A 19,735-nucleotide genomic window follows, 5' to 3' on the forward strand; every position below is an offset into this window, starting at 1 on the left:
AATGAGAACGGTTCTTTTCGTAAACGACTTGTCCAGTGTCAGGGAAATAGACGGTATGTTCCGTTAGATCTGATCGTCTTTGGGTGACGCTTCCGCGTTTGAGCTCTCGTGAGATCGTGGATTTGTGGCAGCCGATCTCGTTTGCAATCGCTTGTAGGGACTTGCCTTGCTTATGCAGAGCTTGGATTTGACCACGATCAAATGCATTCAAATGTGTAAAGGTTCGTTTCTTTGTGTTACGATAAGAGCGAGCCATGGGTAATTCCTCCTGTTATGAATTGGTTTTGGTCGACTTAATCATAACGGAATTACCGTGGCTTTTGTGATATTTATGTGTTGCATTTCATTTTACAATGAACCCAGATTTAATGAACCCAAAAAATACGCTATTTTGGTCGCTTATTTGCTGGATTTAATCCAGGACTTAACGGATCAGTCGTTTGAGATCCACGACCGGCAGATCACGTCCTTGCTCTCCAAAGGACGTAAAACGCAAGAGGAAATTCACAAGCAGAATGGCAAGACCATTAACGAAAAGGTTGTTCATTTTGCGAACTTGGGTGAAGCGTTAATAAAAGCCAGACACGAGGGCATCGATCCTTTTGTCGCTTTGGAGGCGGTCATGCCTTGGGACCAACTGGTTGAATCCGTTGAAGAAGCCAAAAGGTTGGCACGCCCCGTGGATTACGATTATTTGGATTTGTTAGAGAAGAAGTTCTATACCCTTCGCAAATATACCCCTACTATGTTAAAGTTATTGGAATTTCGCTCTACCAAGTCGGTCGAGCCATTGATGAAAGCCATTGCTACGATTCGGGAGATGAATGAAACCAACAAACGGAAAGTACCGGAAGACGCGCCGCTCGATTTTGTCTCCAATCGATGGCAAAAGCACGTCTATGACGAAGACGCTACTATCAACCGGCACTATTACGAGATGGCCGTGTTAACAGAGTTGCGTAACTACGTGCGTTCCAGAGATGTTTCCATTGTTGGAAGTCGACAGTATAAAGACTTTGAAGAGTATCTGGTTTCTCAGAAAGATTGGAAAGAAGCTCAGTCCAGCGCCACAAAGCTTGCAGTGAGTTTATCCGCTAAAGAATATCTGGAAGAACGAACGGAATCGCTGATAAAACGACTCCAATGGATATCGAACCACCTGGACGAACTGGAAGGCGTGAATCTTGAGAACGGAAAACTTCACATTGACCGTTTAGAAAAGGACGTTCCGGATGAGGCCAAGAAGTTTAGTTTATCTCTCTACGAGCTGCTGCCGCGTATTAAATTGAATGATTTGCTTATGGAAGTGGCCCATTGGACAGGTTTTCATGAACAATTTATTCACGCTTCAACGAATCGCCCTCCGAATACGGAAGAAACCAAAATCCTAATGGCCACGCTAATGGCGATGGGAACGAACATTGGTCTTACCAAAATGGCGGAAGCCACGCCGGACATTTCGTATCGGCAGATGGCAAACGCTGCACAATGGCGGCTCTATGAAGATGCTATGAACAAAGGGCAGGCCGTATTGGTAAATTTTCATCACAAGTTGGCTTTGCCGGCCTATTGGGGAGATGGTACCACATCTTCATCCGATGGAATGTGTGTGCCAATCGGTGTGGCCGCCCTTCATGCCGACTCGAATCCCCATTACGGTCCCGGAAAAGGCGCAACCATCTATCGGTTTGTGAGTGACCAATTTTCAACTTTTTATACCAAAGTGATTAACACCAACGCTAGAGATGCCGTGCATGTGATTGACGGACTTCTCCACCATGAAACCGATCTTGCGATCGAAGAACATTACACGGACACCGACGGTTATACCGATCAGGTTTTTGGATTGACACACTTATTGGGTTTTCGGTTTGCACCGAGGCTCCGGGATTTGGCCGATTCAAAACTGTATACTATCGGGAAAGCCAGTGATTTTCCCAAGTTGGAGAAGCTGCTACGCGGCCGGATCAACACCAAAATCATCCTGGAGAACTACGATGATGTATTGCGCCTTGCTCATTCAATCTGTGAAGGAACGGTTTCAGCATCTTTAATCATGGGAAAACTCGGTTCTTATGCCCGTCAAAATAGTTTGGCCACAGCTCTGCGAGAAATGGGCCAGATTGAAAAAACGATTTTCATCTTGGACTACATTTCGAGTGAAGCCTTCCGACGGAAAATCACCGTGGGTTAAACAAAGGAGAAGCGATGAACGCATTGGCCAGGGCGATTTTCTTCGGCAAACATGGAGAGCTACGTGAGCGAGCACTGCAGGATCAGCTCCAACGGGCCAGTGCGTTGAACATCATCATCAATGCGATTAGTGTATGGAATACGGTTTATCTCACCAAAGCCGCGGACTATCAGAAAGCAAAAAAACGGCCTTAATGAACAGCTGTTGAATCATATTTCTCCACTGGGATGGGAACATATTAACTTCTTAGGCGAGTATAAATTTGATCTGAAGCAAGCGACGACATTCAATTCATTACGTCCGCTGAAGCTTAAAGAAAGTGAAAACTAAGGTCGAGAGGAAAACCTCTTAAAGGAAAGCGGTCAGGAGGAAATCTGATCGATTCGTCTCCTGGATCCCTTAGAGTAGGAACAACCGGCTTTTTTATGGTAAAAATTTACTTAGCGTATATTTTCGTTAAAATGTTGGCTGGACCCCTACTTGTTCATCAAAATTTTTTATCAATTTTTGCATTGAATGTTTTAGAAATTTTTATATAATCTAAAACTGAGAGGTGATTCATATGTCAGAAAAAGCTATACTCGATGAACACATGCCTCTTCCTCTGACCAGAAAAGGGCTCAAAACCAGGCAAAAGCTGCTGGATACGGCGGAAGAGATTTTTGGAACACAAGGGTATTTTAGCGCTTCGATCGTGGATATTACGCAAAAAGCCAATGTCGCGCAAGGTACGTTTTACAACTACTTTTCTTCGAAGCAGATGATTTTCGAAGAATTAATCAAACAGTTAAGCAGTGATTTTCGCAATGAAATCCGCATGGAGGTGGCGAAGGCCACTAGCGCCAAGGAAGCTCAAATCATCGGATTTCGGACTTTCTTTCGCTGGGTGAAGAACCATCGAAATCTCTACAGTATCGTCCAACAAGCGGTGCTGGTGGATGAAAAATTGTATCGCTGGTACTACGACCGTCTGGCGGGCGGATATATCAAAGGGTTGGAAGAAGCGATGGGGAAAGGAGAATTTAAAACCCTCGATGCCGAAACGGTGGCCTACTGTTTAATGGGGATGAGCCAATTTATCGGGATGCGCTGGGTCTACTGGGAGGATCAAGAGGTGCCGGATCGGGTTTTTGGAGACATGGTGTCTCTGATATTTGAAGGGTTAAACAGGGAACAGAAGTGATACGCGGAGAGGGGGATCGTAATGCAAGGGATCGCTTATTGGATTGAAAAAAGAGCGAGTATGACACCAAACCGTATTGCACTTGTGGGAGAAAGCAGAAGATTGACTTATCAAGAGGCTGCAGAGAGCATCGACAGGATCGCCCAGGCTCTTGCTCAGGGGTATCAAGTTCAAAGCGGTGACCGAATCGCGATCTTGTCTGCCAACAGTATTGAATATATTCAACTTTTGTTTGCCATAGCAAAACTCGGCTGTATAGGGGTGCCGTTAAATACCAGACTTACCCCAAAAGAACTTGCTTTTCAGTTGAATGACAGCCAGTCTGCCGTCTTGCTCACAGGAGAAGAATTCTATGAAATAGGCACACAGATGCAAGAAAGCAGTTCAGTCAAGCATGTTACCCGTATTGATGCACTGGAAGAAAGCGCTTTCGATAGTGGGGCCGCCGATATGAAAGCAGTGCCTGATTGGAACACGACGGCTCCCCTAGGATCAACTCCCTTTCTCATCTGCTACACATCAGGAACCACCGGCCGTCCAAAAGGGGCTTTGCTCACTCAGGAAAACATGTTCTGGAATGGGGTCAACAATATTTTGACGCTGGATATTACTTCAGACGACCGGGTCTTGACCCTGCTTCCCTTATTTCACATCGGTGGAATCGGACTGTTTGCTTTTCCGGCACTTCTTGCAGGAGGGACGGTCGTAATCCCCAATCGTTTCGATCCGGAGAAAGCGCTTGCACTCATTGAACAAGAAATGGTCACCATCGTGATGGGAGTTCCGACCATTCATGACGCTCTGCGTAAGAGCGACAGATTTCCACAGACAGATCTCAGTTCCCTTCGCTGGTTTTATAGTGGCGGGGCTCCTTGCCCGCACGAGTTGATTCGGTTCTATTTGGACAAAGGAATTCCATTCGGCCAGGGGTATGGAATGACTGAGACGTCTCCGACCGTATTCCTGCTTTCCAAGGAAGATTACGGGAAAAAGATTGGTTCGATCGGGAAACCGGCAATGTTCTGCGATATCCGGATTGTGGACAATGAGGGAAAAGACGTGGCGCTAGGAGAGATCGGAGAACTGCTGGTGAAGGGACCCAACGTATTCAAAGAATACTGGAACCTTCCTGATGAAACGGCCAAGAGTTTCCAAGCTGAATGGTTTCGTACTGGAGACCTGGTCCGAATGGATGAAGAAGGGTTTGTATACATTGCAGGCCGCAAAAAAGACATGATCATTTCCGGGGGAGAGAATATTTATCCGTTGGAAGTCGAGCAGGTAATCGGACAGCATCCGGCGGTTGCCGAAGCAGCCGTTGTAGGAATAGGGGATGAAAAATGGGGGGAGGTCCCCATCGCAATTGTAGCGTTGAAAGAGGAACATCATCTTACTGAGAAGGAGCTGCTCGATTACTGCACAGCCGTGTTAGCGAAATATAAGTGTCCCAAATCTGTGAAGTTTGTAGCGGCTTTACCCAAGAACGCTACAGGGAAAATCGATAAAGCGTCTTTGAAACGGGAATACGCATAAACATTACGAGGTGAGTGAGATGAAATTTTATGCAGGTCAGCAAGCCTCTTTTTCAAGAACCATTACAGAAACCGACTTTGTGCAATTTGCAGGGCTTAGCGGGGATTACAACCCGATTCACGTGGATCAGGAATACGCCAAAGACACCCGCTTCGGTCAACGGATTGCCCATGGGCTGCTCACCACCAGTCTATTGTCGAGATTGCTGAGAATGCATCTCCCGGGACCTGGTTGCATTTATATGGGGCAGACCCTGCGCTTTGTCAAGCCGGTTTTTATAGGGGACACGTTAACTGCGCTGGCTGAAGTCATCGAGTATTTTGAGGAGAAACAAATTCTCCGGTTGAAAACGGAGTGCCGCAAGCAAGACGGAACCTTGGTGATGGAAGGGGAAGCGACGATGATGGTAGCTAGGGAGGGAGAAAAAATATGAGTCGACAGATGACGCCGCCGGATGTCGCCATCGGTATCGCGTCAACCGGTATTTATTTTCCGCCTGGCATCGAAACGGCCGCACAGTTGGCAGACAAAACAGGAATCCCCGCAGATGTGATAACAGAGAAGTTCGGACTTGTACAAAAGCATGTTTCCGATTCTTCCATCCACGCATCGGATATGGCAGTTGAGGCGGGGCGAGCCGCCATCCGGGGAATGGATCCGCTGGACATCGACGTCGTGATCTACTTTGGGAGCCCTCATAAGGATTACCTTGTCTGGTCAAGCGCTCCAAAGATCCAACACGAGTTGGGGGCTAAAAATGCATATGCATTTGAAATGATGAATGTGAGTTCCTGTTTTCCGATAGCCCTTAAGGTGGCAAAAGATATGCTGATTGCCGATTCCGGAGTTGAAAACATCCTGCTGGTCGGGGGCTGCAAGGAATCCCAGATCATTGATTATGAGAATCCACGCTCGCGATTTATGTTTAACTTCGCAGATGGTGGTGCAGCCGCACTGGTAAAAAGGGGGACCGGGAATCGCATCCTGGGTTCAAGTTTTCTAACGGACGGTTCCTTCCACAATGATGTCAAGGTTCCCGCGGGTGGATCGGCTCTTCCGGCATCCTTGGTGACTGTCCGAGATCGGCTGCATTATATCGATGTAACCGATCCCGCCGATATGAAAGAACGCTTGGATCCCGTATCCGTCCCCAATTTTATTACAGTAGTAAAACAAGCAGTACAAAACAGCGGATATCGGGTGGAAGACATCGATCTGCTCCTGCCGCTGCATACGAAAAAATCGATGTTTCATCAGCTGCTGGATGGTTTGGGGTTAAACGAAGATCAAGCGGTATACCTTGACCACCACGGCCATATGTCAGCATTGGACCCCTGCATCGGGCTTCACTTCGCCAAAGAACAAGGCAAATTGCGAAAGGGGGGCTTGGTTGTAACGGTAAGCGCCGGAACAGGTTATACCTGGGCTGCAACGGTCATTCAATGGGAAGGAGATTGAAAAATGAGTCTGCGTAAAGCATTGTTTTTCTCTCTATGTACATTCTTCATGACCGCTTCCACAGTTTTCGCAGCAGGGTACCAATACGTCTCCACCTGGGGAAAAGGGCCTGATTCAAAGACGCTGTTTCGTACACCAGTATCACTTGCAAAAGATTCTTCAGGCAATGTTTATATGGCTGACATGGGAAACCACCGCATCATCAAGATGGACTCCTCAGGAACTATACTTGGTTCCTTCGGTCAACTGGGATCCAATCCGGGCCAATTCAATATGCCGTTTGGGGTAGCTGTCGATCGAAATGGCCATATTCTTGTCGCGGACACCGGAAATTATCGAATTCAGAAATTCGACAGCAGCTTCAACTTTATTACAAGTTGGGGACGCAAAGGGGAACTGAATGGAGAGTTTGGCTTTCCGCGTGAAATAGCGGTCGACAGCTTGAATCACTATTATGTAACCGATGAGTTTAATGATCGGGTCCAAAAGTTTGACAGCAGCGGTAACTTCATTCTCAGCTTCGGCAGCCATGGCACCGGCCCCGGGCAATTCGCCCTGCCTCAGGGAATTGCCGTTGATCCGAGCGACAATATCTATGTGGCCGATACTTACAATAACCGGATCCAAAAGTTTGACTCGAACGGCAATTACATCAACCAAATCGGAGACGGATCTCCCGGAATCGGAACCTATCAATTCTATCATCCGCGCGGAGTGAATATTGATTCTTCAGGAAACATCTATGTGGCAGATACGTATAACAATCGGATCAATAAATTTAACAGCGCCCATGTGTTTCTCTACACAGTCGGCAGTTTCCCAAACCTGATCTACCCGAATCAAGTTCTTCCGACCGGACAGGGCAAATTTTATGTGACCGATACCGGAAACAATCGTGTCGCTATTTATCAGGAAATCATGTATTCAGCAAGTGTTTCAAGTTATGTGGGAAGTGCACGAAACGGGGATTCTCAGTATGCAGGCCCTTTTGATGCTGCAGTCGATGGGAACGGAAATGTGTTTGTCTCTGACTCTTTCAACCATCGGATTTTAAAGTACGATCCCAACGGGAAACTCCTGGCCAAGTGGGGCAAGAACTTCGGTTCGGGTGGTCCGAACGGGTATGGCAGCTATTATGGCGAATTTTATGTTCCGAGGCAGTTGGCCATTGACCACTCAGGCAACGTTTATGTAGCAGATGCAGTAAATAACCGGATTCAAAAATTTTCGAATAACGGAACCTTTTTGGCCGCTTACGGATCCTATGGTACTTTGAGCGGATATTTTCGGCTCCCTGTTGGAGTTGCGGTAGACAGCAAGGGAAATATTTTTGTCTCGGATACGGAAAACAACCGGATTCAAAAGTTTAACTCTCTCTTTCAATATGTCACGGAATGGGGAGGATATGGAACCGGTGACAGCCAGTTTATCCAACCCATGCAGTTGGCGGTTGATTCACAGGACAATGTTTATGTGGTGGATCGTATCAATAATCGGGTACAAAAATTTGATAACAACGGATGCTTTCTAACGAAATGGGGAACCAACGGGGAAAGAGGGCATTCGGACCCGTTGAAGAATTGGGGAGAAGGGCCGGGCGATTTGTTTCTGCCAACCGGGATTGCAATTGATGCCCATAACCATGTCTATGTAACGGACACATCGAATAACAGAATCGAAAAATACGATGCAAACGGTACTTTTATCGAGCAATTCGGCAGTTTCAGCGGGACGGACGGGAACTTTTTCTCCCCGCAGGGGATTGGCATTGCAGCTTCCGGCGACTTGTATATCGCAGACGGCCTGCTGCATCGAATTCAAAAATTTAAACCTATTCCCTAGGCATGTGTAACTCATGTGTAACGAATGAACGGTAGAATTTCAATAAATTGGTGAACACATTTAAATAAGGGGGTTTATGAACAATGAAAAATAAAAGGTGGCAGAAAACCGCTCTGGTTTCCTTGTTATCCGTAACGATGCTGGCTGTTTCGGCTTGCGGCGGCAGCAATGAAACAGGTGGGAAGGACAATAAAAATCCGATCAAAATTGGAGTTGTCACTTCGCGCTCGGGTGCGGTAGAAGCCTACGGAACCCAGGAAATCAACGGTCTCAAGTTGGGAATTAAATATGCAACCGGTGGAACGGAGGAAATCAACGGACGCAAAATTCAAGTTCTCGTGGAAGACGATGCCGGAAAAGCGGATGAAGGCATCAAGAAAGCCCGGAAGCTTCTGGAAGAAGAAAAAGTGGATATCCTACAGGGATCAGCAAGTTCTGCCGTTGCTCAAGCGATTGCTCCACTAGCGGAAGAGTACAAGAAGGTGTTCATGGTGGATCCTGCTGCAGCGGATGAGATTACGGGGAAGAATTTCAACAAGTACGTGTTCCGCAGCGCACGCAGCTTGTCTCAGGATGCCGCAACCGGTGCGAAGTATGCGGTCGAAAACCTTGGGAAAACATTCTTTCACATAGCCCCTGATTATGTGTTCGGAAAATCCAGTGCGGCCGCTTGGAAAGAATCGATTGAAAAATCGGGCGGCAAGGTCATTCAAGAAGAGTTTGCACCGGTAAACACACAGGATTTTACCCCCTATTTGCAAAAAGCGATCCAGTCCAAGGCGGAAGTCTTGATTATCACCTGGGCTGGTGCGGGTGGTGCAACCCTGCTGAAGCAGGTAAATGAATTAAAGATTGCCGAAAAAATGAAGATTACATCGGTAATCCCAGATATTGCCGGAATCAAATCGTTTGGAGACGCGGGAGTGGGCATGCAAGGACCAGCTCCTTACTACCACGCGCTGCCGCAAAATGATGTAAATAAATGGTTGGTTGAAAATCACCAAAAGGAGTTCAACTCTCCGCCCGATCTCTTCACTTCCAGCGGGTTCGTGGCAGGTGTCGCACTCGTGCAAGCCATCAAAAAAGCCGGATCCACCGATACCGATAAGTTAATTGCAGCTCTTGAAGGTTTGACCGTTAAGGGACCCAAAGGAGATTACACATTCCGGAAAGAGGATCATCAAGCATTACAGCCCATGTATATTGTGAAGCTGGAAAAGAAACAGGGAGTTGACCACCTGGTACCCGTTCTGGTTAAGGAATTGAGCGGACAGGATACGGCTCCCCCGGTTACAGTTAAAAAATAGTTCATCTAGCGATGCCCTGCCAGAGGCAGGGCTCTTTTTTCAATATCCTGGTTGGAACTTGTCGAATGCCAAGATTCTCTATCAGAAGGAGGGAAGTTGAATGTCCAACCCGCTTCTGGAAACACGGGGACTGACGATTCAATTTGGCGGACATGTGGCGGTCAACGAGGTAAACTTCCAATTGAAACCGCATACATTCAAATCGATTATCGGACCCAATGGAGCCGGAAAGACCACTTTTTTCAATTTGTTGAGCGGGCAATTAAAACCGACGGCCGGATCCGTATTCTTTAAAGGCAAGGATATTACAAAGCTGGCGGTATATGAACGTACGAGGTTGGGGATTGGGCGGTCCTTTCAAATCACCAATGTATTTCCGAATCTGACTGTCCTGGAGAATGTCCGGATTGCTGTACAGGCAAAAGGGGGCGTCAGTTTTCGGCTGTTTTCCCACTACAGAAAATTTCATCAGTTTGAAGAGACAGCGGTTCGATTGCTGGAGAAAGTTCATTTGGCTGCCAAAGCGACTCAACTTGCCAAAAATCTGTCACACGGGGACAAGCGCAAATTGGAGATTGCGATTTTGCTTGCATTGGAACCGGAACTGCTGCTGCTTGATGAACCGACTGCAGGCATGTCACTGGAAGAAGTACCTTCCATTATTGAAGTCATCCGTACTCTTAAGGACTCAGGAGACCATACGATTCTGCTTATCGAGCACAAGATCGACATGGTGCTTGGCTTATCCGATTCGTTAGCCGTGCTGTTTAACGGCAGACTTCTCGCAGACGGTACACCGCAAGAAATTATGAACAATGAACTGGTGCAGTCTGCGTATCTGGGAGGCCTTTATGAAGACGCTGTTAAAAGCTGAGAACTTACAAACGTATATCGGACAATACCACATTCTGCAGGGTGTTGAGATTGAAGTAAAAGAAGGTCGGGTTACCGTGATCCTCGGACGGAACGGAGCGGGCAAAACCACCACTCTGCGGACCATTATGGGGCTGACACCTCCACGAGAGGGGAGAGTGATTTTTCAAGGGGAGGAAATTCAAGGAATCGCGCCCTACGAGGTAGCCAATAAAGGGATAGGATATGTGCCGGAAGATCAAGGGATCTTTTCGGATCTGACAGTCGAGGAAAATATGAAACTTGCGATGCGAAAAAATGAGAAAGCGACTCAAGACCGACTGGAGTTTGTTCTGACGCTGTTTCCGGACCTGAAGATTGCCTGGAAACGAAAAGGGGGAAACCTGAGCGGCGGGCAGAAGCAGATGCTCTCGATTGCCCGGGCGTTCGTCAACGACAATAAACTGCTGCTGATTGACGAGCCGAGTAAAGGCCTGGCTCCGATTGTGGTGGAAAAGGTAATGGAATCGATCCGGGAATTGAAGAAGCACACAACTATCGTACTGGTCGAACAGAACTTCATCATGGCAAGCGGGGTCGGGGATGACGTGTTTATTCTTGATGACGGGCACACGGTTTATCGCGGTGAGATGGACGAATTCAAACAAGACGATGCATTAAAGAAAAAGTATCTCGGAATCGGTGTCTAGCAGGGGAGGAGGCTGAGCTTGTGTCATTAACAATCAACTTGCTGCTCAACGGAATTGCTCTTGGGATGCTGATCTTTCTCATCGCAGCGGGATTGTCCTTGATATTTGGATTGATGGGGGTTCTGAATTTCGCCCACGGTGCCATTTTTATCTGGGGCAGCTACATTGGGTGGACGGTGTACGGTCTGACTGGAAGTTTTATTCTTGCTGTGATTGCGGGCACCCTTGCCGGAATCGGGATTGGCTGGCTGATGGAACGGTTTTTTGTTCGTCCCTTTTATGGCAACCATGTGGCCCAGATTCTGCTGACCTTGGGACTGATGATCGTCATGACGGAACTGATAAAAGTTGTATGGGGACCGATTATTCTCGGATTTGAAAAACCGGAACTGCTGCAGGGGGTAGTGACGATTTTGAGCGATCCCTTCCCGGTGTACCGAATATTTACAATTGGTGTCGGGATACTGGTCCTGCTTGGGGTCCATTTTATGCTGACGAGGACAAAGTACGGGATTATTATTCGAGCAGGGGTTCAGGACCCGGAAATGGTGCAGGCACTGGGGATTAATGTGCGGAAAGTATTTTCCATGGTGTTTGCATTTGGGGCAGGTCTGTCTGCTTTTGGGGGAGTCATCTCAGGACCGTCATTCGGTTCGATCTTCCCGGAATTGGGGATGCAAAATCAGCTGGCCGCCTTTATTGTAGTGGTGATCGGTGGGATTGGGAACTTTGTCGGAGCTGCCGTCGGGAGTTTGCTGATCGGCGTGATGCAAACGTTTATGGCGTATTATTTGCCGGATGCGGCTTTAGCGGTGAATGTCGCTTTAATGGCGATTGTGCTCATGCTGAAACCTGAAGGTATTTTCGGAATACGGAGGTGATGGGGATGGGGGAGAAACTTTTTACCAACAAGATTTTAATCGCTGTCGTCCTGTCTCTTCTCGTCTTGCTTCCGTTTGTCAGCGATTCCCGTTTCCTGTTGACGATGATGATCCAAGTCTTCATTTTGGCTGTGTACGGGATGAGCTATGATTTGCTGCTGGGGTATACAGGGATCGTTTCCTTTGGCCATGCATTGTTCTTCGGTACAGGAGCGTATTCGGTCGGGATCCTGCTCTCGAAAACAAAGGAACCGGGTCTTCTGCCGCTAGCGATATTGATTGCGGTAGCAATGTCTGTGTTGGTCGGGGTGATCATCGGAGGTTTGTCCCTGCGGGTAAAAGACGTCTACTTTTCTATGATTACCCTGGCATTTGCGGAACTGTTCTTTATTATTTCGGAGAAGTGGAGTTCCCTGACAGGCGGAAATGACGGGATTCCCAGTATCCCGGTACCGGCGATATTTCGGGAGCGCATCGTGTTCTATTACATGGCGCTGCTGTTTCTGATTGCCATGTATCTGTTCCTGCGGCGCTTGGTGAATTCTCCTCTGGGACGAACCCTGCAGGCAATTCGGGAGAATGAACACCGTGTGGAGTCATTGGGTTATAATGTCCTGCAATTCAAGCTTCTGTCGATTGTCGCATCGGGGGTGGTAGCGACCCTGGCCGGAGCGATGTGGGCGATTTTTCAGCGATATGTCAACACCTCCGTACTGGGGCTGGATCGGACTGTTGATGCACTCTTGATGACCATCATCGGAGGAACCGGCACCTTGATTGGAGCCGTATTCGGTTCCGGAGTTATCACATTCGCGCACGAGTGGCTGAGTTCCTTATCGACCGTACACCCGATTTTTGAAAGGTGGTTGTTGTTCTTTGGAATTCTCTACATTGTTATCGTCATGTTCTTTCCAAAAGGAATTGTGGGGACAATTCGTGACCGTTGGATTCGAAGATAGGGGGAAACAGGATGCCGCAAATAACAGTAAACGGAGTCACTTTGCATTACCAACAGGCGGGGCAGGGAGAGACCGTGCTGGTTCTTATTCACGGGAATCTTGCCTCAGGCCGGTGGTGGGATCCTGTGTGGACCCGATTATCTGGTAACTATACAGTTGTCCGGCTCGATCTGCGGGGCTGCGGTCAAAGTGAACAGCCGGGACATGGCAACACGGTTCCGCAATACAGCTCGGATGCAAGAGCTTTGTTGAAAGAACTGGGATTCAAGAATGTGATCGTGGTGGGACATTCGATGGGCGGCTCCATTACGATGGATATGGCGGTAACGGAGCCGGAGATGGTTCAAGGGATCGTGCTGGTGAACCCAGCCCCGGCGGAAGGCCTTGTCACACCGGAGGAACGCAAACCCTTACTTGAACAGATGATTCGCGACCGGAATCTGATGAAAATGGCCTTGGCGGCAGTGATCCCTACGGCTGCCCAGGGGGAGTTTTTTGAGAGTCTGGTGGATGACGCGATGATTGCGGGACCTACTGTCGTGTCCAATTATACTTCCCTGAGCGAGGCTGATTATCGGGAGAAACTCGCCGCCGTGAAGATCCCGACCCTGATCGTGTTCGGAACTCAAGACAGCTTGATTTCACTCGATATGATGGAACGTACACGGGATGCGATTCCTTGCAGTGAACTGGTTTTGTATGAGGGAATCGGACATTCTCCTAACGTTGAGGCACCGGAACGACTGGCTGAGGATATTAAGAGGTTTGCTGAAAAAATAATCGGGTGATGCTGAGCGGCTCTTGTGTAACTCAACTGCAACAGTTATCAGGTATATTTGTTCTGAATATTTGAATAAGTGAGGAGTGACAATGGGAACCACTACAGGATTCCATCGTCGATTCAAACCTATCTCTTGTCAGGCAACCAAAATGACATTCCGACGATTCACAATGAGCACACCGGTCCCAGTGATGGCGTTGTGTTTATCGACAGCGCTTCCAGTGCTGAAGGGGTTGGAAACTTGGCGGGCAATGTGACAGTTCCGCTCAACCATTTGGAATTGGGATGGGGCACAGAGGCTGCCGAACAAATTCACACATGGCTTCAACAATAAAAGAATTGAGGAGTGAAGGATATGCCGTTCGTAAAAGCGGGGGATATTCAGATTCATTATCAGGAAAAAGGGAACGGTCCGGAAGCCATCTTGTTCATTCACGGAAACATTGGTTCCTGGAGATGGTGGGAAAAAGTAATGGATTTGCTTACGGAGGAGTATCGAAGCTTTGCACTGGATTCCCGCGGTTGTGGATTTACGGACAAACCGGAAACCGGACACTCGATTCGACAGTTTGCCGATGATGTGGAAGCTTTTGCCCAGGCGTTAAACATCAATCAATTCACTTTGGTTGGCCATTCTCTCGGCGGAGGAACCGCCATGCAATATGCGATTGCCTATCCCCATCGGGTGAAACGCCTGATCCTGCTTGATCCGGTTCCTGCTGAAGGATTGGTGATTCCTGAGGAGTTTCATCCTTTGTTTAAACAGTGGCAGGAAGATAAAGAGTCGCTTAAGGAAGCATTAAAAGGGACCGCTCCCACGTATTCATACAATGAGTTTTTTGACCAATTGGTGGAGGAGGCTTTTACAGCAAGTAAACAGGTATTCGAAGGCAATATTAAAGCATTGGCGGAGATGGACGTATCGGGACATCTGAGGGAAATTACGGCTCCTGCACTTGTAATCTGGGGCGAGTTGGATAATTGGTCTCCACTGGACGGTATCCAAAGAATTCACCAAGCCATCCCGGGAAGTCGTCTTGAAGTCGTGCCAGGTGTCGGCCATTCGCTTAATGTGGAAAATCCAAAACGGTTTGTTGATTTGGTAACCGATTTTTGTAAAACGACACAATGAGAATAAATTCCCCTGCAGAACACTTCTGCGGGGGAATTTTGGCAATAGGTCATCCTCTATTTGATCTCACTTTCAAGCTGCATAGCGATGACAAACCAATTCGCCGCGTGTTTACACGTGAGCCAAGTGAAAAGAGTTCACGGCCCGGGCCAATCGTTCCATTCCGATTGCCATATTTTCCGGAGAGGTATGGGTAAAATTCAAGCGCAACGTGTTGCTTTGAGGTGTACCGACGTAGAATTCGGTTCCCGGAACAAATGCAACCCCTTCTTTTACGGCATGCTGTAAGAGAGTTTCGGCATTCCAATCCGAGGGGAGTTCCATCCATAGGAACATTCCGCCTTCCGGCTCATTCCATCGAATATCCGTCCATGGCTGCCGGTGTAACAGTTGGGACATCAACTCCATCCGCTGCCGGTATTGACTGCGAATTTCCTGAATATGAGCATCCAGATCAAAGTGAGTCATCAATTGATAGAGGGCTTGTTGATCGAGAGAACTGGAATGGAGATCGGCAGCTTGCTTTGCACGGGTCATCGCTTGAATGATCGTGGGATCGCCCACCACCCATCCGGTGCGTAACGCAGGAACTACAGTTTTGGAAAAGGTGCTGGTATAGAGTACGGCTCCGTTTGGATGCTGATCCATTGAGAATATCGTTGGATACGAAACATCGTCACGAAATTGAAGTTCTCCGTACGGATCGTCTTCCAAAATCAATACATTCCGGTCATGACCAATCTCCAAAAGCCCCTTGCGGCGTTCCTTGCTCCAGACTTTCCCCGTCGGATTTGAGAAAGTAGGCGTTACATATACCATTTTTGGATTGTATTCGTCAATCTTGCGGGATAAGTCGTCCAGATCCATTCCAAAGCGATCACTCCTAATGGATACAACCTGAACGCGATAATAATGAAACACTTGGAGAGCGGCCAAATAGGTCGGATTCTCTACCAGAACCACATCACCAGGTTCCAAGTAGACTCTTGCGAGCAAATCGATCGCTTGCTGGGACCCTGTGGTGAGAAGCATATCACTGGGATCTGCATGAATGCCCTTTTTTGACATGCGAACACTGATTTGTTCCCGCAACGGGGTGTATCCCTCCGTCAGCCCGTATTGCAATGACTTTTTTCCTTGCTCAAATACTCTCTCGAAAGCTGCGTCTAGCGCCTCGATCGGAAAGAATTCTTCCGCCGGAAGACCGCCGGCAAATGAGATCACCGAGCTCCCCTGAGTGAGTTTCAGAATTTCACGAACGGCAGAAACCTTGGAATTTTGAGCCGTTTCCGACAGGAGATAATTCATAAGGCATTCCTCTACTTTCAGCTAATTTACAATATAATATATGTTATTTTCTGAAAATACAAGAATGAAAAACTATTAAACCGGTTTATGGTTCTAAGTTCAATAGTGTATTTTTGCGAAACAGAATGATATTCTCTTGTTAAGAAGTATTAAAGAAAAGAGAAGAGAAAGGGACAAGAGTCCGTTTGGTTTATACGTCATTTTCGGAAACGGAAGCTGAGGCTGTATTATTTGCTGCTCCTGACCCTATTGAACTTGTCAGGAACAGTCCGAATGCTTTCGATATAACCCAATACATTAATGATCGTGAATTTGCAGTGAGCAGTCTATTTGTTCCTATATCCGATCCGCATTGGGAACTGCATTAAATGGCAAACCTCACAGCCGGCACTCAAAGTCCGTGGACGAAAATACCTGCACATTATCTATGGTATGGACTACTTATTGCCGGAAAACCTGATTCGCTTGAAACAAAGGAAGGTTGGCAAGAAACAGCGAAACGCTTTGTTCGAGTTTGCTTTGAGGAGTTGAAGGGATTCAACGGTTTGTTAAAAAAGAACCTGTTGAGCGGATCCTTGAGTGTGTATTGAACACGCTAGCACTTGAAGCGGACCCTATTGATCCCAGATTGTAGAGTTAAAAAAGTTTCAAACATAAAACTGGAAATAGTTGCTAAAATATTAAGGTGAACATGTTTGAAGCCTATTCATCTATTGGCACCATACACAATAAAAGGGCGGGAGATCCCCACCCTTTTATTGTTTAGCCAAGTTGTCGCCACAGATGTTCATTGCATCCTGTCATATGTCCAATATTTTTGCTTGTGTTCGAAAAACTAGCCTAATTTTCACTTTCTTTGTCACGGACGATTCCTTCATGTAACCGATCATCCCGTCATGAGTCTATAAGGACGAGGTTATCCGTTTGGAGGCGGTTTATGTGGAAAAAAGTGGACAGAGTTTGCCGGAATAACAGGAATCGAGGAGGAAGATCGGGAATGTTGGCTATGAGGAAGGTGGCAGGTGCAGTTTTGGGGTTGGCATTTGCTGGGGTACTTTTTGCCGAACCCATTCAAGAGGGGTACCATAACATTAAGGATCGGTTCATTTGGGCCGAATTACAGAAAGAACTGACGGATTCGAACGTTGCATCTGTACGTGTAGGCCGGTTAGATGAGGTGGCTCTTGCCACGGCCGCAAAGAAAGAGTTTCTTGAAAAACTTCAACAAGCGGAATTTGAAAGCAGCAACTGGCGCCGTCACGGTCCTACCCCGGAAAACCACGCAACCGTAGTCTTTAAAGACGGTTCCTTTCATGGCTTTGGCTACTGGGGAGGCGGTACATTTGAAACGTCATTTTGGGGGAGCCAGTTTTTGATTGAGAGTCGGGAATTGGGTGAGATCGTAGAAAGAAATACGGGGAACCGATAACGCCCTCAGCAAAGCTTTAGTTCCTTCGTGTTTTTTGGCGAAATAAGTATTCTGCATACCTTGTTATTGGAGTTTTGATTATTATGCGAATTTTATTAAGCGTGTTCCTCTTGGCTTTGTCTCTTGTGGGATGTACCAACTCCGAGACGATTGGAACAAATGAAAACAAAGAAAAATCGACCACGGACGAAGTGAATGTAAAATGGAAACCAAGTCCGACATTTTTTTCTGGAAATTATCTAATGCGTGGAGAGAAAGGGAAATTGGGATTCATGGACGCTCCGTTTGTAGCGGGGCAAAAACAAAAATACATGTGGCATTTTTGGGGGAAACCGGAGGATTTTAACGGTGTTTTAGAGGAAGACCAACCAGTTTATACCGGTCGGCCCCTTCTTTGCATATCAATGTCGCGCTACTCATGAAAATCGAGTCCCGAACGAACTTCTTTCACATACCCCGCGCGAATGACGAAATCTCCGAAATGCTCGCCTTCCTCACGTTCCTTCGCGTACCGATTCAACATCGGACGCAGTTCCTCCAGGATTTCTTTCTCGCCTATATTTTCACGGTACAGCTTATTCAATCGATTTCCGGAGAAACCACCGCCCAAATACATGTTGTATTTGCCGGGAGCCTTGCCGATAAACGCAATTTCCGCCAGTGCAGGTCGAGCGCATCCGTTCGGACAGCCGGTCATGCGAATGACGATCTCCTCATCGCGCAAACCCGCCTCATCCAAGATCAATTCGATCTTCTCCAGCAGGGTAGGTAAATAGCGCTCCGACTCAGCCATCGCCAAGCCGCATGTCGGCAAGGCCACACAGGCCATAGAGTTTCTCCGCAACGCGGAATATGGAGTTCCATCGGTGAGCCCGTAGGCCTTGATGACTTCCTCGATTTTTTTCTTGTTTTGACTGGTCACATTACCGATGATGAGGTTCTGATTCGGCGTCAGGCGGAAATCCCCTGTATGCACCTTGGCGATTTCCCGTAGACCGGACATCAAAAGGTAGTTCTCCTCGTCTTTCACTCGGCCGTTTTGAATGAAAAGGGTAAAATGCCATTTGTCGTTGCTTCCTTTCACCCAACCATAGCGGTCGCCATTGTGTTCGAATTGGTAAGGGCGCGGCTCCTCAAGCTTCCATCCCAGTCGCTGTTGAAGCTCATTGATGAACCATTCGATCCCGCGGTCGTCGATTGTGTATTTGAACCGAGCGTGTTTCCGCACCGAGCGATCTCCATAGTCTCTTTGGATCGTGACCGTTTTCTCGGCCACGTCGACAATTTGTTCCGGCGAGATGAAACCGATCACCCGCGCCAGCTGCGGATAGGTCTTCGGATCGCCGTGCGTCATTCCCATTCCGCCGCCGACCGCAACGTTGAAGCCCAGCAGCCGCCCTTCCTCATGAATGGCAATGAAGCCCAGATCCTGAGAAAACACGTCTACGTCATTGGAAGGAGGTACAGCGATGCCGATCTTAAACTTGCGCGGCAAATAGACAGGCCCGTAGATCGGTTCTTGCTGGTCCCCTTCCAGACTGTCTACAACCTTTTCTTCGTCAAGCCAAATTTCATGATAGGCTCTGGTCCGCGGATCAAGATGATTGCTTACTGTCTTGGCCCATTCGTAAACCTGTTCGTGGATTTCCGACTGGTACGGATTCGGGTTGCACATAACGTTGCGGTTTACGTCCCCGCAAGCGGCAAGCGTGCTTAATAAAGCATCGTTGATTTCCTTGATCGCATTCTTCATATTCCACTTAAGCACGCCGTGCAGCTGGAATGACTGACGGGTCGTCAGACGAATCGTTCCGTTCGCATATTGCTGGGCGATCCGATCCATCATCAACCATTGTTCCGGAGTAACAATCCCGCCGGCCGCCCGTACGCGCACCATGAATTGATAAGCCGGCTCCAGCTTCTGTTTATTCCGTTCGTTGCGAAGATCCCGATCATCCTGCATGTAGCTTCCGTGAAATTTCATCAATCGATTATCATCCTCAGGGATGGACCCGGTAATCCTGTCTTCCAGAGTCTCTGTCAGGCTTCCCCGCAGGTAATTGCTTCGGCGCTTGATATCCTCTACATCGCTGTGAGGCGCACTGTTTGGCGAAAGCAAATTATTTTCTGACATGCTGCTATCTCCTCTCGCTATCTATTGGCTAA

Annotated in this window: 19 protein-coding genes and 2 pseudogenes; 18 read left to right on the forward strand and 3 right to left on the reverse strand. The window is 47.7% G+C overall.

Annotation, left to right across the window (positions count from 1 at the left end; translation table 11 throughout):
- Nucleotides 1-256, reverse strand: a 256-nt coding sequence (locus ACFO8Q_RS01115) for a helix-turn-helix domain-containing protein (RefSeq protein ID WP_380023646.1), incomplete at its 3' end; no start/stop codon positions are given.
- 105 nt (nt 257-361) lie between these two features.
- On the opposite strand from ACFO8Q_RS01115, the pseudogene ACFO8Q_RS01120 reads away from it, so the two are divergent.
- From ACFO8Q_RS01120 to ACFO8Q_RS01185, 14 genes and pseudogenes are all read left to right on the forward strand, one after another.
- A pseudogene (locus tag ACFO8Q_RS01120) lies at nt 362-2,524 on the forward strand (Tn3 family transposase); the annotation flags it as partial.
- Nucleotides 2,525-2,756: 232 nt separating this feature from the next.
- Complete coding sequence (locus ACFO8Q_RS01125) at nt 2,757-3,377, forward strand: TetR/AcrR family transcriptional regulator (RefSeq protein WP_380023649.1); 621 nt, start codon at nt 2,757-2,759, stop codon at nt 3,375-3,377.
- A gap of 21 nt (nt 3,378-3,398) precedes the next feature.
- Nucleotides 3,399-4,910 carry an o-succinylbenzoate--CoA ligase gene (gene menE / locus ACFO8Q_RS01130; protein ID WP_380023650.1) on the forward strand — a complete coding sequence of 504 codons (1,512 nt, stop codon included), beginning with the start codon at nt 3,399-3,401 and terminating at the stop codon, nt 4,908-4,910.
- A gap of 19 nt (nt 4,911-4,929) precedes the next feature.
- A complete protein-coding gene (locus ACFO8Q_RS01135; RefSeq protein ID WP_380023652.1) occupies nt 4,930-5,343 on the forward strand; it encodes a MaoC family dehydratase in 414 nt (137 codons plus the stop codon).
- Nucleotides 5,340-6,368 (forward strand): 3-oxoacyl-ACP synthase, encoded by a 1,029-nt coding sequence (locus ACFO8Q_RS01140; protein ID WP_380023653.1) that lies wholly within the window; start codon nt 5,340-5,342, stop codon nt 6,366-6,368. Before ACFO8Q_RS01135 ends, ACFO8Q_RS01140 begins: the two co-directional genes overlap by 4 nt.
- Nucleotides 6,369-6,416: 48 nt before the next feature.
- On the forward strand, nt 6,417-8,210 hold the full coding sequence (locus ACFO8Q_RS01145; RefSeq protein WP_380023694.1) for a 6-bladed beta-propeller: 1,794 nt from the start codon (nt 6,417-6,419) through the stop codon (nt 8,208-8,210).
- Between the two features lie 83 nt (nt 8,211-8,293).
- On the forward strand, nt 8,294-9,517 hold the full coding sequence (locus tag ACFO8Q_RS01150; protein ID WP_380023654.1) for a substrate-binding domain-containing protein: 1,224 nt from the start codon (nt 8,294-8,296) through the stop codon (nt 9,515-9,517).
- A 100-nt stretch (nt 9,518-9,617) separates the two neighbouring features.
- Nucleotides 9,618-10,391: an ABC transporter ATP-binding protein gene (locus ACFO8Q_RS01155; protein WP_380023657.1), complete on the forward strand. Its 774-nt coding sequence runs from the start codon at nt 9,618-9,620 to the stop codon at nt 10,389-10,391.
- Nucleotides 10,369-11,079, forward strand: a complete 711-nt coding sequence (locus ACFO8Q_RS01160; RefSeq protein WP_380023658.1) for an ABC transporter ATP-binding protein — start codon at nt 10,369-10,371, stop codon at nt 11,077-11,079. The genes ACFO8Q_RS01155 and ACFO8Q_RS01160 overlap by 23 nt, the downstream gene beginning before the upstream one ends.
- A gap of 20 nt (nt 11,080-11,099) precedes the next feature.
- Nucleotides 11,100-11,960, forward strand: a complete 861-nt coding sequence (locus ACFO8Q_RS01165; RefSeq protein ID WP_380023660.1) for a branched-chain amino acid ABC transporter permease — start codon at nt 11,100-11,102, stop codon at nt 11,958-11,960.
- Nucleotides 11,961-11,965: 5 nt separating this feature from the next.
- The gene (locus tag ACFO8Q_RS01170) at nt 11,966-12,919 is read left to right on the forward strand and encodes a branched-chain amino acid ABC transporter permease (protein ID WP_380023661.1); all 954 of its coding nucleotides are present in this window, start codon (nt 11,966-11,968) and stop codon (nt 12,917-12,919) included.
- Between the two features lie 11 nt (nt 12,920-12,930).
- Nucleotides 12,931-13,707: an alpha/beta fold hydrolase gene (locus ACFO8Q_RS01175; protein ID WP_380023664.1), complete on the forward strand. Its 777-nt coding sequence runs from the start codon at nt 12,931-12,933 to the stop codon at nt 13,705-13,707.
- A 69-nt stretch (nt 13,708-13,776) separates the two neighbouring features.
- Complete coding sequence (locus ACFO8Q_RS01180; protein WP_380023666.1) at nt 13,777-14,034, forward strand: hypothetical protein; 258 nt, start codon at nt 13,777-13,779, stop codon at nt 14,032-14,034.
- Between the two features lie 21 nt (nt 14,035-14,055).
- Entirely contained in the window at nt 14,056-14,832 is a 777-nt protein-coding gene (locus ACFO8Q_RS01185; RefSeq protein ID WP_380023667.1) for an alpha/beta fold hydrolase, read from the forward strand.
- A 111-nt stretch (nt 14,833-14,943) separates the two neighbouring features.
- On the opposite strand, the gene ACFO8Q_RS01190 is transcribed toward ACFO8Q_RS01185, so the two are convergent.
- Complete coding sequence (locus ACFO8Q_RS01190) at nt 14,944-16,140, reverse strand: aminotransferase-like domain-containing protein (protein ID WP_380023668.1); 1,197 nt, start codon at nt 16,138-16,140, stop codon at nt 14,944-14,946.
- Nucleotides 16,141-16,325: 185 nt separating this feature from the next.
- Here ACFO8Q_RS01190 and ACFO8Q_RS01195 point away from each other — a divergent pair, with 185 nt between their 5' ends.
- From ACFO8Q_RS01195 to ACFO8Q_RS01210, 4 genes and pseudogenes are all read left to right on the forward strand, one after another.
- Nucleotides 16,326-16,508 (forward strand): hypothetical protein, encoded by a 183-nt coding sequence (locus ACFO8Q_RS01195; protein WP_380023672.1) that lies wholly within the window; start codon nt 16,326-16,328, stop codon nt 16,506-16,508.
- 13 nt (nt 16,509-16,521) lie between these two features.
- A pseudogene (locus ACFO8Q_RS01200) lies at nt 16,522-16,774 on the forward strand (polynucleotide kinase); the annotation flags it as partial.
- Between the two features lie 363 nt (nt 16,775-17,137).
- A complete protein-coding gene (locus ACFO8Q_RS01205; RefSeq protein ID WP_380023674.1) occupies nt 17,138-17,569 on the forward strand; it encodes a hypothetical protein in 432 nt (143 codons plus the stop codon).
- An 83-nt stretch (nt 17,570-17,652) separates the two neighbouring features.
- Entirely contained in the window at nt 17,653-17,991 is a 339-nt protein-coding gene (locus ACFO8Q_RS01210) for a hypothetical protein (protein ID WP_380023675.1), read from the forward strand.
- On the opposite strand, the gene cysI is transcribed toward ACFO8Q_RS01210, so the two are convergent.
- Entirely contained in the window at nt 17,982-19,703 is a 1,722-nt protein-coding gene (cysI, locus tag ACFO8Q_RS01215) for an assimilatory sulfite reductase (NADPH) hemoprotein subunit (RefSeq protein WP_380023677.1), read from the reverse strand. The two genes, ACFO8Q_RS01210 and cysI, sit on opposite strands and share 10 nt — an antisense overlap.
- Between the last annotated feature and the right edge of the window lie 32 nt (nt 19,704-19,735).

Source organism: Effusibacillus consociatus (assembly GCF_042652925.1).
GTDB classification, from domain to species: Bacteria; Bacillota; Bacilli; order Tumebacillales; family Effusibacillaceae; genus Effusibacillus; species Effusibacillus consociatus.